This window comes from Parapedobacter sp. SGR-10 (genome assembly GCF_011030405.1).
Taxonomy (GTDB): domain Bacteria; phylum Bacteroidota; class Bacteroidia; order Sphingobacteriales; family Sphingobacteriaceae; genus Sphingobacterium.
Genome location: NZ_JAAJTJ010000001.1, coordinates 301,258 through 316,098, shown reverse-complemented (window position 1 = coordinate 316,098; position 14,841 = coordinate 301,258). Strand labels below are relative to the sequence as shown.

General features: G+C 47.5%; 7 protein-coding genes. 5 read left to right on the top strand and 2 right to left on the bottom strand.

Annotation, left to right across the window (positions count from 1 at the left end):
* Window positions 1-29: 29 nt before the first annotated feature.
* Both G5B00_RS01330 and G5B00_RS01325 read right to left on the bottom strand, forming a co-directional pair.
* A complete protein-coding gene (locus G5B00_RS01330) occupies window positions 30-2,957 on the bottom strand; it encodes a PD-(D/E)XK nuclease family protein (RefSeq protein ID WP_163871440.1) in 2,928 nt (975 codons plus the stop codon).
* Window positions 2,958-2,972: 15 nt separating this feature from the next.
* A complete protein-coding gene (locus G5B00_RS01325; RefSeq protein ID WP_163871439.1) occupies window positions 2,973-6,203 on the bottom strand; it encodes a UvrD-helicase domain-containing protein in 3,231 nt (1,076 codons plus the stop codon).
* 96 nt (window positions 6,204-6,299) lie between these two features.
* On the opposite strand from G5B00_RS01325, the gene G5B00_RS01320 reads away from it, so the two are divergent.
* The 5 genes from G5B00_RS01320 to G5B00_RS01300 all read left to right on the top strand — a co-directional run bounded on the left by G5B00_RS01320 (window position 6,300) and on the right by G5B00_RS01300 (window position 14,838).
* Window positions 6,300-6,617 carry a hypothetical protein gene (locus G5B00_RS01320; protein ID WP_163871438.1) on the top strand — a complete coding sequence of 106 codons (318 nt, stop codon included), beginning with the start codon at window positions 6,300-6,302 and terminating at the stop codon, window positions 6,615-6,617.
* An 80-nt stretch (window positions 6,618-6,697) separates the two neighbouring features.
* Window positions 6,698-7,345 carry a hypothetical protein gene (locus tag G5B00_RS01315; protein WP_163871437.1) on the top strand — a complete coding sequence of 216 codons (648 nt, stop codon included), beginning with the start codon at window positions 6,698-6,700 and terminating at the stop codon, window positions 7,343-7,345.
* Between the two features lie 843 nt (window positions 7,346-8,188).
* Complete coding sequence (locus G5B00_RS01310; RefSeq protein WP_163871436.1) at window positions 8,189-9,583, top strand: IPT/TIG domain-containing protein; 1,395 nt, start codon at window positions 8,189-8,191, stop codon at window positions 9,581-9,583.
* 25 nt (window positions 9,584-9,608) lie between these two features.
* Window positions 9,609-12,734 carry a SusC/RagA family TonB-linked outer membrane protein gene (locus tag G5B00_RS01305; protein ID WP_163871435.1) on the top strand — a complete coding sequence of 1,042 codons (3,126 nt, stop codon included), beginning with the start codon at window positions 9,609-9,611 and terminating at the stop codon, window positions 12,732-12,734.
* A gap of 13 nt (window positions 12,735-12,747) precedes the next feature.
* Window positions 12,748-14,838, top strand: a complete 2,091-nt coding sequence (locus G5B00_RS01300) for a RagB/SusD family nutrient uptake outer membrane protein (protein WP_163871434.1) — start codon at window positions 12,748-12,750, stop codon at window positions 14,836-14,838.
* Window positions 14,839-14,841: the final 3 nt, after the last annotated feature.

The window sequence follows — 14,841 nt, the reverse complement described above, 5'->3', positions numbered from 1 at the left end:
GGAATCTGAAATCCCATCGCTGCTTTTATTTATAGACCTTTATACGGCGAATACCTAAAATTATCTTCATGTTGGCTTCTGTAGAACGGGGTGTGGGGATCGAAGAGCTCCCGGAGTTTGTGACGCAATAAGTCCAGAAATTCGGTCTTCTGACTGGCTAAAAATTCAGCAGATAGTTTCGTAGGAATGCTTTTCGTTTTGCCGTTTTCGTCTACGACGATTTTGGTGTGAAACAAGGTTCCGTCTTTCTTCATTTTACGAACGACATATAGGTTAGGTTCTACGCAGGAAATCTGTTTTGCCGTCTCGAATACGTAGGTGTAGAACAGTGTCTGAATGAGGGCTTTGTTCTGGTTCTTGCTATGTGTATCGAAGGCTTCGCTCAAGCTCTTGTAACTTACCTTGTCACTGCCCGTTTTGTAATCCACGATTTGGGTTGTACCATCCTCTTTCAACTGTACACGGTCTATGATCCCTTTGAGTAGGATAGTCTGTCTGTTGCCGTCAATGTCAGCGAAGTCGAAGGGCACAACCATTTTTTCTTCCATCTGTATAATCGTAAAGGGAGCATTATCCTCGTCAAAATCCAGGATAATGTGACAGTACTCCGCCACAATCGCCATGATGACGCGCTGCATACCCGTAAATCGTATTTTATCGGTTCGGTTGGGATAGATGACCTTCAGAAAACTCTCTTCTATAAAGGGGGTTAAATTTTTTCGACCTTCCCGAATGCGCTGTGCGGTGATGTGTGGATCTTCGATCTTCAAGGCTGTGTAAAAATCCTCCAATGTCTGGTGGAGGATACTTCCCAAATGGTTGGCCTCGACGACTTCGTTGATCTCATCAGGTTCTTTGATTCCTGCGATTTCCTTGAAGAAGAAGTCCAATGGATTGGCAATATAGGTGGTCAGGGCCGATGCGGATAAAGTTCGTTCGCCACGTAGATAGGCATCCAATTTGGATTGGATAGCGTCCGTCTTTTGGATTTCTCGTTCTTGTACTTTTTCGACCTCGATGGCCACATGCTGTTCGTGATAGTGGAACTGGAGCTTGCTCTCGTATTCCAATTGTTTGAGAAAGCGGCTAGGCTCCCCGGTATTGCTTTCATCAGTCAGGCTGTTGTACACAAAGCTTACCTTCTTTGCCCGCTGTACCAGCCTGTAGAAAATGTATGCGGATATGGCATCCTGGTTTTCGAGTACAGGGAGACCAAATACCCGACGGAGGCTATCCGGAATGAAGGAATTGGCCGTGGTGTTTTTTGGTAATGTACCGTCGTTCATACCAACAAAGACGACATGTTCAAAATTGAGGTTTCGGCTTTCGAGGAGTCCCATGACCTGTAGACCGGACAGCGGGTCCCCGGAAAGGGGTACGGCTATGCTTTGTAAAGCCTGCTGGATCAGTGCCGTGACAAATTTATGTTCCGGACTCAGCCCTTGGGCATAGTGCTGTAATGTATCGTGAAGCCTGTTGAGCTCTTGCAGGGTTTTACTGAATAAGTTGGCGTTTATCTCTGTGAGACGATTGCTTTGCAACAAATCCCGCAGGGTGTATTCCAAGACTCCTCGCAGGCCTTTGGCCAGTGTAGCTCCATCAGCTACCTTGGTGAAGAAGACGTTGAATATACCGCCTTGCTCCAATAGTCGGGACAGGGGGATATGAGCCAGTTGTTCGTTCACCAATTCGGTACTCATTTGTTGGCGTAGGTGTTCGGGGACTATGCTCAAAGGATGTGTGAGGAAGAGTTCGACCAATCGGTAGGGAACCGTCGCTTCTTGCTCCTCCATTTGTTGGAGGTATCCTTGTACGGTCAGCCACAGGTCGGCGTATCCGTAGAGCGGTGAAGATACATAACTGATCCCCATGGTCATATTCAGGTTGATGGGAATACCTTTAATGCCCTCCTGTGTATGTTCGTAAGGAATGGTCTGCAAGGTGGGGACGAGTAGGCTTTCATCCGCGAGTATGATGGCGGTATCTCCGTAAGTGGGGTTTTGGGACAGGGTTTGATAATCTTCCTGCAATACCGTGTTGAGGATTTTGGCCTGTGCACTTTGCCCTTGTACTTTGTAGACATGAGCTTCTGCCGTATGGAAATTGAGAAAGGCGCGTTCGTTGTCCAGTTGATTGTGTAGACCGTATTGTACGAAATTCTTGCGCAGGAACAGCCCTGCTTCATGCAAAGGATCTGTCAGGTAGTAGCTGTCGGTGTCAAAGAAGAAGATAGCCTTGTCTTCCTGTTGCCAACGTTGGAACATGATCGCTTCCGACTGACTTAAAGCATTGAACCCAACAAAAATGAGTTTCTTGTAGGATTGGACAAAATCGGGATTTGAACAAATGCCGTTGGCCAACTGCCGATAGACCTGCGCTTGGGTGATCCAACCTTTTTGTTGGAGGTCGCGATGGAAATCATTGTACAATCGGGGCATCCTACGCCACATGCGGATGAAATTTTCCTGTTGCTTTTTGTGCTTTCCTTCGGAATAGGATAGCCAAAATTGGCTTAGGAAAGCATGTTGTTCTTCGGTCAGAAAATCAAATTGTTGATCGATCACGGCAATATCTTCTAATTCTTTAAACAGTTGCTGGGCAGGTACATTGTCCATATCGATCTGGGTAAGGTCGCTGAGGATAGTCTGTGCGATCGGAAAGAACTTGTCCATAGGGATCTGGCTTCCACCTTCGGCCAGCAATAATTTATTGAAAATATCGTAAAGGGTAAAAAACTGTGTGTAAAAGTCTGCCACTTTCAGATCGGTAGAGAGGGCCAAAAATTCCTGTATGGTAAAGGTTGCAGGGCTCCAGAATGGTTTTTGTAGGATCTCTGCCAGATGGTTGTTCAGATAGATCACCGGCCTTTTGTTATTGAATATGATCGCACAATCCTTGAGCTCCTCTCCAAAGGAGAGGACCAGCTTTTCCGCAACTTCTTCTAAAAATGGTTTCATAACAGTGGTAAAGTATTAAAAGATGGCTTTCAATTTTTTGTTCGCGGCGTAGAATAGATACCCTTCTACATTTTTATAGTCCATGTCTTTCAATAGATTGACATATTTTCGCACTTGCTCCTCGTGCTGAAGCTCTTCCTGAAAGGTAAATTTATAGTCAATGACGACAATCTTGTCCTCTAAAAAAAGTATTTGGTCGGGACGTTGAAGATGTCCGTTCTGCGTGACGATCGCCCGTTCGGCCAATCTGCTTTTGGCTTGTCGAAGCAAAGCGCTCAGTTCAGGATGTTCCAGGACTTCGGTCGCTGATGTGATAAAGGTCTGTTTTTCTTCTTCGGACAGGATACCTTGCACGATCAAGGCATCAACACATGCTTCCAGTTCGTCGGTGCGGATGACAGCAGCAAGGATTTGGTGTAGGATCGTCCCTGTACGCCCTGCCTCGTGGATATGTAGCAGGTGTACAATGTTTCGCTCTTCCAAAGGTTCAAATATTTTTGACATCCGATCGGTGGTGGGATACTGCTCGAGTACCAATGGGGTTATCTCTTTTTTTGTGCTAGATCGGGCGATGGGTTTCTCGATGGCGATCTGCTCATTTTCATCCCATTGCTCTTCGTGGATCTTAAGCAGGAGATCACCTGTATTGGTCAGATTGTCGGTCGATTTTCTGTCTTTGACGGCAAGATATAGATAATCTTTGGCCCTGGTCGTTGCGACATAGAGCATATTCAGTGCATCGATATGATTGAATAGGCTTTCTTCGAAATAGTAACTTGCTACCGTGGAAGTTGCCAGATCTTTGTTGTATTTCAGCGGTATAGAACCCAGTTGCTCATAGGCCGTACCTTGGGCAGGAACCCAAAAAATAGTATTGCTCCTTCCTTCGAGGCTCAAATTGCAGAATGGAATGAACACGGCCCGGAAAGCAAGTCCTTTTGATTTGTGGATGGTCATGACCTGTACGGCGTCGATACCTTCGGGCGAGGGCAATGTCTTGCGGACACCGTCGCTTTCCCACCAATTCAGAAAGCTTCGGATACCTTTTTCACCTTGTCGTATTGCGGTATTGACCACATCCCTAAAAGCCAGAAGATAGGCGAAGCTGGCCCTGTGGAGATCAAGTCCATAAGCCTTGATAAGCCGTTCGACCAATTCGGGAAGAGGTAGTTGTATCCATTGCGGAGCTTGTTCGCAAAGCGCTTTGGGGAGATAGTCGCCAAGTTGCTTTAAGGTCTTGCTCTGTAGGTCAAGGAATGCTTCGGGAGCAAGGTCTATTTCTTGGATCCGGGCGTAAAGAGCCAGACATTCAGCTTTGTGCAGGGATATGTTTTGCTCATAGCCAACCAATGTGTACAAGGTGTGGATAAGCAACTGTATGGCACTGTTGCCTGCCAGCATCAGAGCATCTCCCGATACGACAGGAATCTGGGCTTCCATCAGTGCCTGTACAAGCATGGAAGCTTCGGTATTGCGGCGTACCAATATACCGATATCGCCGTAAGCGTATGATAACTCGGAGGTAATGCGCTGTATCTCACGAATGGTATCGGCCATAGCCAATTCTTGAAAAAGAGTATCACTGAATATCCGGTCTTCGTCTTCCGGTTTGGTTATCTTGACCAGCTTGACGATGCCGCCTTCTATCGTGTGGGCATGGGTGTGCTGTGCCGTGTTTTTATAGATATCGGCTATGATGTTGTCATAGTTGCTCGCTCTCCACCATGCCAGCAGTTCGGGGCTTTCGGTTGTTTCGATGTTGCTGTTGAGCTTATGCTGGATCATCGTTGGCAAGAGTGCATATATCCTGTTGTTGAAAGCAATAATCTCGGTGCTGCTTCGGTAATTCTCTTCCAGATTGTCGTCTACGACGTTGAAATCGCCCAAGTGTGCTTTGACTTTACTCTCCAGGATGCGCCAATCTCCGTTTCTCCATCGATAGATGGATTGCTTGGTGTCGCCTACGATCAGATGATCTATGGTATGTAGGCTTGGTGAGGCGAGGGCATTTTGTACCAAGGATTTAAAGCTGTCCCATTGTGCAACAGAGGTATCCTGGAATTCGTCAAAAAGAAAATTCCTGTATGTGTTGCCGATTTTTTCCCAGATAAAGGCCGGATTGTCCCCTGCATCTTGGGTAATACCCGAAAGCAGGCTCTGTGCATCACTGATCAATAGACTCCCGGTCTCGTCCCGGTAAGTTTTTAGCAGTGCGGCCATTTCTTGCATGAGCCGCAGGTAATAGACATTTTTCTGGAACTGTTGTGCGAGAATATAATCTGCCTGTTGCGCGGTATAGTAGTGGTACAACTCTTTGAGCAATGGATTGATCGTATAGTAAGGTGATTCATCTGTCTTTGGCTGAAACCAGTTTGCAGGTTGATCTATCAATTTTGCCAAGGCCGAAATTTCGTGGAATTCCTTGTTTACGATCTTGGGTAGTTTGGTGAGGAGCGGGTTTCTGGATTTTTGCTTGAGATCGTCGGGAGTCAGGTTACTTTTCAAAAAGGCCTGATGCACTGCACCGGCTTTTTGTACGATAGTCTCCTCGACCTGGCGGATATAAGCGCGTGTATCTTTTGCATAGTCCGCAAAAGTCTTATCCAGATTTTCGTGTCCGATTTTTAAGAGCGCTTTTTCAAAGTCGGCAAAGCGTTCTTTGAATATTTCACTGGCCAGGCCAAGCAGTTCGCCTTTGTAGTTCCAACTGCGGTCATCTTCTATGCGTTCTTTGGCTAGCTGTATGATCCAGTCGACGAGTTCGGGCTTCCTGTCCAGGTCTTTGTCCAATCGTTCGACAAGACTTTCCTTGACCTTGTCGATGTTCATTTCCAAGGTATAGTTGCTGTCCAGCCCCAACTCAAAAGCAAAACTGCGAATGACCTTTTGAACAAATCCATCTATGGTGCTGACCGAAAAACGGCTGTAATCGTGTAGTATGCGCCGATAGATGCTGTCGGCCCGTTCCTGTAGCTCCCAAGGGGACAGGGTGGGGTAGGCACGGCTGATGATCTTTCGGTAATCATCGATCCATGTTGCAGGATCGTTTTGTGCCAGCCCTTTCAAGACTTCCAATATACGGGTTTTCATCTCCTCTGTAGCCTTGTTCGTAAAGGTGACAGCGAGTATTTCCCGGTATTTGTATTCGTGTGCGAAAAGTAGGGTCAGGTAATGGGCAGCCAGATTGAACGTCTTTCCCGAACCTGCAGAGGCTTTCAGCAATTTGAGAGGGGCTATAGAAGTCATGGTATGAATGTAAAAAGTAAAAAGTAAAATGGCAAGGTTTTTTATCTGGGAAAAACCTTATTTTTGTTTTATTGCAATTTAATAACCAATTAAAATATGAGAAGGTTAATATATAGTATTCTTTTTTTGGGGATCATTTCCTGCCAAAAAGATGATCACAGTTTTTGGGAAAGTAAAATTATTTCCATTGAAAGCGGCTTGACCAATACCTCTCGTGTGGTCATCCAAGAGGGACAAAGTCCCTTCCCGCGTCCTATCATTAATCAAATTACAAAAGTTGCCTTTAAATATGACGCACAGGACAGGATACAAAAGATTGGCGATAAAGTATTTTATTATGGGGCGAATGGAAAAGTTGCCTATTCGCGTCTCGCTACAGAATACAAGGGTGAGCGCCTTGAAATGAATACATAGAGCGACTTAGCTACTATTGGGATAGTCAGGGAAGGCTTAAGGAAGTATATCTGGATAGTCTGTATCAGAAAAGCCGTTATTTGTTTCCGGTTGAAGAAACGATCGGAACAGGTAACGAGAATGAAAGTATGATGGGAGGTGTATTGTTGGCCAGCTATAGTTATGAGGGAACACATCGGAAACCCTTTAAAATAAAGTATCGGAGGATAATGAGATCCATGTGGGGCCAAGTTGGTAGTATCGGACTGGAAGAAGAAATACACTACAGATACGAAGGCAATGATGTGGCGGCTTCACGATTGAGCGGATATTTGATAGGTCCATTGCCAATCGATCCTACTCCATCTGGCAATAGATATAATCTGGATGTTTTGTACACGTATATATCAAACCCGAACTACTTGTCAAAAGTGTACGAACAATTGGGCTTTCATCCATTTGATCTATCTACCGTAGTCCCAGAGCACAGTGTTGCTACTGTGAGGACAGAGATCGATGTCGATTTAGCAAATATGGGGACAGATGCAGACTTGCCAGGTATTGTCAGAAACGGACACAGTATATCTTTATATTATACAGATCTTTTGCCCGAACCAAAAACTATCTTCATAGAAGATAACAACGGAATGGATACTTATACATATCGTTTCAATGATACGGGCTGGCCTGTGGAAATCACTGGTAATATTGGATCTATTTATGGAAAGACTATCATAAGATATGAATAGTATACTACCCGTTGTGCATTATGTGCGTTTTTTTTATCAGCCCCACAGCCCCGTACGCAACCCTGATAGAGATAGTTTGTCATTCCGACAGCCTGTCCCGAATACGTTCAGGAATAGGAGGAACCCCGAAGGGCTCATCGAAGATAATCTAATAAGCATACATAAACAGATGGTTATTCATTTGTGTTAGCTTTATTGATCTTTGTCTGTTCCTCATGGCATCAATGAGTTCGCTATGCTCGGTTCAATGGCATGAATGATTGCTTTGCAATTCCTATCGTCAGCATGACAATAGAGGATTTAGTTAGCACTTTCCTCATTTTTACTACGCTAGATACTGCACGCCTGCCTATTGGTAAGCAGGTGTGCAGATGTGCTTGCTTTTTTAGATAAAGCATTTTGTTGTATATAATATAAATATTATAGAATTTCTATTAATTAAAAATATCTATTTGTTTATAGCTATGCCCCAGTAGCAATCGGATGATACAATAATGCAAAAAAATGAGACAATTTAACTGATTATTTACATAGTCTTTGTCTAAAATTGTATTAACAATTAGAGATCGCAGATAGTGATGATTAAATGAGGCCGGCTAACTAGGTAAATCTAAAACATCTCACTTGCTTTTGTTAAGATAAACATTGGATTAGAGCGTTTTTTTGAACTGATTACCCGTAGTGCTGAGGGGCATAGACGATATGATTATATCGCGCATATGAATTGTTTGTTTTGATCGTGAAGCTGTCGTATAAGGCCTGCGTACGCTCTGGCTGTATCAATTGTAAGGGAAGTCATGAATACAACAGACAAAGAGAAAATTTAACCAATATAAAACGTTTATGGAAGTAAATAAAACCAATAGGAGATGTTGGCCGATCCAAGGGATATGGGTTGCATTGATTGTGCTCTGCTGTGTGCAATGCAAGGACGTCGGCAGCGAAGAGCAGGCAGTAGCTTATGATCCTTCAAAGCCGTTGCTGGTCACGGACTTTCTTCCGAAAGAAGGTGGAGCGGGGAGCAATCTGGTGATCTATGGGGACAATTTCGGCAACGATCCGTCTCAGGTCAAAGTCGTTATCGGAGGCAAAACAGCTAAAGTTGTCAGTGTCCAAGGTAATGCCTTGTATTGCATTGTCCCGTCCGGGGCTTTCGACGGGGATGTACAGGTGTATGTGATGGACGAGAGCGGCGAAGAGGAACTTGCGCACGGGGAAGCACCGGCGGTGTTTGTCTACGAGAAGAAATGGCTTGTTTCGGATCTGGTGGGTACCTACTACGAGATTGGCAGCCAGTTTGAGGAGAAAGAAGGGCCATTTGGTGACTGCGGTGCGTTCAAGGAAATGACCTGGTTTACCCTGGATCCGAAGAATCCCAATCACCTCTATGTGGCGGCTGAAAGCAATTCTGCGCGTAAGATCGATCTGGAGGAAAAGTATGCATATTATTTCAAGACACAGGGCGTAGGTCGCAAATCTGTCATGACCTGGAGACTTGACGGTGACCAGGATCTGGTGACCGCGGAAAACCATGCCTCTGACACGAAAAATGCGTTTTATGTATTTTCGCGTTCGTCCAATTTTACATCAAGCCAGGTCGTTGACAGGGTGGCAAGAGGGGTCAACGGTGCGGCGGTACATCCCGTGAACGGTGAGATGTACTATTCTATCTTTCGTGCGGGAGAAATATGGCGTTATGATTTCGCAACCGGTGAAAGTAAACTGGCCTTTGCCAACCCTTTCCCGTCAACGGCAGTTTTCATTGTCATCCACCCTTCGGGAGAATATGCCTATTTTACCAATTATGAACACCATTATATCCTGCGCAGCGATTATGATCCGATTGCGAAGACTTTCAAGAGACCGTACCCTGTGGCAGGCTCGGCCCAAAGTGATGGTTATGTAGACGGTGTAGGTACCAATGCCCGGTTGCGAAATCCCGCGCAGGGCGTATTTGTCAAGAATCCCGATTATGAAAGTCTGGGCGGCGAGCAGTACGATTATTATTTCTGTGATCAGTACAATCACTGCATCCGCAAACTTACTTCACTTGGGCGGGTAAGCACCTTTGCCGGACGTGGCAACAATGGGGCGGAAGGTTACGCCAACGGCGACCTGCGCCTGGAGGCACGTTTCAACGGGCCGAAAGCCATTGCCTATGATGAGGCCCGGAAATGTTTTTATATAGGTGATAAGAACAACTGGATCATCCGCAAAATTGCAAGAGAGGAAGAATAGAAGAACCAATTTAACGACAAAAATAATGAATAAACTTGTAGTATTTATAGGGCTTGCCCTGTCGGCTGTGAGCTGTCCGTATGCTCGTGCACAGGAGACTGTGCAACAGGTCGTACAAGAGGAAGTGACCATTTCCGGTATTGTTACGGATGTGAACGATGAGCCCCTTCCGGGGGTGAGCGTGTCTATCCTCAATGTGCCCGGATTGGGGGCGAGGACAGACAATGCCGGAAAGTACAGTATCAAAGTACAGCGTTTTCAGACACTTGTTTTCAGCTTTGTAGGGTATGACAAACAAGAGATACTGTTCAATACGCAAATGGAGATCAATGTGAAGATGCAGGAGTCGGGCGCTTCTGTGATCGATCAGGTCGTCGTGACGGCTACGGGCAATCAGCGGCGGATAGCGGTGACCGGTGCGATCACGACGGTCGACGTAGAGCGGCTGAAATCCAATCCCTCCAGCTCCATGGCCGATGCACTGGCCGGGCAGGTACCGGGTATCCTGGCGATGCAGTCATCCGGCCGTCCGGGAGAGGTGTCCGAGTTCTGGATACGCGGTATATCTACGTTTGGAGCGAGCAACTCGGCACTGATCTTGGTGGATGGTTTTGAGCGGGATATGAACGAGATCAACGTCGAGGATGTGGAATCCTTTACCCTTCTCAAAGATGCATCTGCTACGGCCATCTATGGTAGCCGCGGAGCCAACGGCGTGGTACTGATCAATACCAAGCGGGGAAAAGAAGGGAAGATCAATATCAATGCCAAGGTAGAGGGCTTTCGTAGCTCTTTTACCCAGCTGCCGAAATTTGCGGATGGCTATACCTATGCCAGCATGGCCAATGAAGCCAAGACTACCCGCAATCAGGAACCCTTATACTCGCAGGCTGAATTGGAGATCCTGCGTCTGGGACTGGATCCGGACCTGCTGCCTAATGTGGACTGGATGGACATATTGCTACGGGATGCCACCTACAGTAACCGTAGCCAGCTGAGCCTGAGCGGTGGCGGCAGGACAGCACGCTATTACGTAGGAGGATCCTATCACGACCAACAGGGTATGTACAAGGTGGATCAGGCGATGCAGGATTACAATACCAATTCCAACTACAAGCGATATACCTATCGGATGAATGTGGATATGGACATTACGAAGACGACCCTCTTGCGGGCGGGCGTATCCGGTTCGCTGCGTAAAGAGAATGACCCCGGGGTGGGGACCAAAGCCATCTGGACTTCGCTCATGGGCTATAACCCGGTGATGATGCCGTTGACCTATTCGGATGGACGTATACCGTCCTGGACCGGAAATGACGACAACCTCAATCCCTGGGTGCAGGGTACGATGACCGGGTACCGCGAAAACTGGGACAATAATATACAGACCACGTTGAATCTGGAGCAGAAGTTGGATTTTATTACCTCCGGGCTGCGCTTCGTCGGCCGCTTTGGCTATGATACCAAAAACTGGAACTCCATATACCGTATCAAGCGGCCGGAAACCTGGCGTATCGAGCGGTTCCGTAACCAGGGAGAACTCGTCTTCTCGCGTACAGCCGAAGAAATGAAAATGATACAGGCTTCTAGTTCTGAGGGTACACGGAGAGACTTCTTTGAGTGGGACCTGTTGTACAACAGCAATTTGGGGCGGCATCATTTCGGCGCGGTGGCCAAATATATGCAATCGTCCGAGGTATTCACGCAGGGACTCGGCACAGAACTCAAAAACGGTATTGCCAAGCGTATACAGGGATTTTCCGGACGAGTGAGCTACAATTTTGGCAGCCGTTATTTCGCGGATTTCAACTTTGGCTATACCGGATCTGAAAATTTTCACAAAGACCACCGCTTTGGCTTCTTTCCGGCCTTTTCGGCGGCATGGAACGTAGCGGAAGAGTCTTTTCTGAAAGATGCTACTTGGGTCGATATGTTCAAGATACGCTATTCGCACGGTAAGACCGGAAATGACCGTTTGGGCGACGAACGTTTTCCCTACCTGTACTCGATTGACCAAATGACCGGTGGAGGATATCAGTTTGGGGATTATCAATCGTCCAACTCTTGGGCGGGTATGCGGTACAAGCAGATATCATCGCCCGATGTTTCCTGGGAAGTCGCTACCAAAAAAGATCTTGGATTTGATTTTTCTTTCTTGAACGATAAGATATCGGGTGTATTGGATCTCTTCCACGAGCGTCGGGACGGTATCTATATGAGGCGTGATTACCTGCCTACGTATGTGGGACTGGGCAGTGAAAAAGTCAGGGAAAACAATAAAGATGTGTACTATCGTTGGCCTAAGGCCAATGTGGGTGTCGTGAAATCGAGAGGATTTGACGGAAACCTGAACATTAAGCAAAAGTTCAATGCGGTAGATCTGACCTTTCGCGGAAATATCACATACAGTAAAAACGAAATATTAGAACGGGACGAGCAGAATACGATTTATGCTTACAGTCTGGAGGAGGGGCATCGGGTCGATCAGGCAAGGGGACTTGTGGCCTTAGGCCTCTTCAAGGATTATGACGATATCCGCAACAGCCCTACACAGACATACGGAGAGGTGATGCCGGGAGACATCAAGTACAAGGATGTCAACGGTGACGGCGTCGTGAACGACGCGGACAGGGTCGCTATCGGCGCTACTAGACGGCCTAACCTCATCTACGGTTTCGGCCTGTCAGCAAAGTGGAAAGGTATCGATGTCAATGTACTGTTTCAGGGAGCGGGCAAATCGACCTACTTTATCAACGGTTCCACGGTCTACATGTTTCAGGGCGGCGATGGCTGGGGCAATGTGCTGATGGACCTGGCCAACAGCAACCGATGGATACTGGGTGTCAACGAGGACCCGAATGCCGAATATCCCCGTCTTACATACGGCAACAATTCGAACAACAACCGAGCTTCGACATATTGGCTCCGGAATGGAGCCTACATGCGGCTTAAAAACCTGGATATCGGGTACTCGCTGCCCAAGCATCTGGTCAACAGAGCACGGTTGAACAATGTACGTCTGTTTTTTGTGGGAACCAACCTGCTTACGTTCTCCAAGTTCAAGCTTTGGGATCCGGAGATGGGCAATCCGGATGGAAAAGAGTACGGGCTGAGCAAGACGTTATCATTGGGCCTATCTGTTAATCTATAAGGAATTACGAAATATGAAAAGAATAGCTATAATCTTGTCCGCGATCGGATTGATGACGGTCATCGGCGGATGCAAAAAATACCTGGACTCGGATTACCTGTTCGACGAACAGATGACACTCGAAAATGTATTCACCAGCAGGGACTATACCGAGCGCTGGCTGGCACGTGCCTACTATTATCTGGGCACCAATGCGATGCAGGATGTCAGTAGCAAGAAGTCTGTCATGTTCAACTTTGCCGACGATATGTACTATGGCGATGAGAACGAGGAATATGCCCGTTGGAAAAGAGGGCAATATACGGAAAGCGGCCTGAGCGGTGAAAGCTTAGGTATATGGAAGACCGCGTACGAAGGTATAAGACAGGCCTCCATCTTTCTGAACAATATCTACATGAATGAAGAGATTTCGGATTATGAAAAAGAGGATATGAAGGCGCAGGCCAGGTTTTTGCGAGCTTATTTTTATTGGGTGCTGATGCGCAACTTCGGTCCGGTGCCTATCCTGCCGGACGAAGGTCTGGACTATACACAGAGTTATGATGATCTGGCACTGCCGCGCAACAGCTACGACGAGTGCACGGATTACCTGGCCGCGGAGCTGGCCGATGCAGCACAGGCGCTCCCGTCATTCCGGGGCAATTCGCATCTGGCCCGTCCTACCCGTGGTGCAGCACTGGGCCTCCGTGCCAGGGTACTGCTGTTTGCAGCCAGCCCGTTGTTCAATGGCAAAGCACCTGCGGATGTCGCCGCAGCGCTTGTCGATAACAAAGGAAGGCGTCTTCTGTCGGATACGTATGACGAAGCCAAGTGGGCCAAAGCGGCGGCAGCGGCCAAGGACGTGATCGACTTGGGACGCTATCAGCTATATGTAGCGTATCGCAGGGAGACCGCCGCCAGTCCGGGGTATCCAGCCACAGTGACCCCGCCGTACAATGCGGAATTTTCCAGCAGCAACTGGCCGTTAGGTTGGCGGGATATTGATCCTTATGAGTCTTACCGGGCACTGTTCAACGGGGATGTACCGGCCTTTCAGAATCCGGAGCTGATCTTTACCCGTGGCCAAAACCAAGGAGATGAAAATATCCGTGTCATGGTACTGCATCAGTTGCCCCGGTCAGAGGCACGAGGGTACAACTCGCATGGGATGACCCAAAAACAGGTGGATGCCTATTATATGAACGATGGGAGTGATGTACCCGGTATGAACAGCATGTACCAAAGCCAGCCGGGCTATGCCGGACGCTACAATACCTTACCACGTCCGTCCGGTGTGGTAGCAGCAGATGAAGAAAGCGATTATCCCGAGTTGGGATATAAAGGGGAAAGCGTACACAAGCAATATGTGCGCCGTGAGCCCCGTTTTTATGCTTCGGTAGCCTATAATGGATCTGTATGGCACCTGGACAATGGTACCCTGCCCGAAGATGTCGCCAACAAAAATAAACAGGTATTCTATTATTTTGATAACGTCAATGGGTACCGGACAGGGACGACATATTGGCTACGTACCGGGATCGGTATCAAGAAGTACGTACATCCCAACGATACGCGTACGATATCTACCAATACCGGCTACGACCTGACGAATATAGAGCCCAAGGTAGACCCGGCTATCCGGTACGCCGAGGTGCTGCTGATCTATGCCGAGGCATTGAATGAGCTGAGCGGTAGCCACAGTATCCCTTCGTATGACGGTAGCAAGACGCATACGGTTATGCGGGACATATCCGAAATGAAGCAGGGGATACAGCCGATCCGCATCCGTGCAGGCCTGCCGGACTATACGCAGGAGGTATATGGCAGTCCGGATAAATTTCGTAACAGTCTGAAACGTGAGCGCCAGATCGAGCTCTTTGCCGAAGGACACCGCCATTACGACCTGCGCCGCTGGACAGATGCTCCCAACGAAGAAGCGGCCCCGATATACGGATGCAACGTGCTGCTGACCTCGGATAAACCGGATTATTTCCATACACCGGTGGTGGTACCATCCCTACCGACCGTTTTCTCGCTGAAGAGATGGTTTTGGCCGATCCATTGGGACGAGCTGCGGAGCAATAAAGCACTGACACAAAACCCGGGATGGACAATGCCCGAATAATAA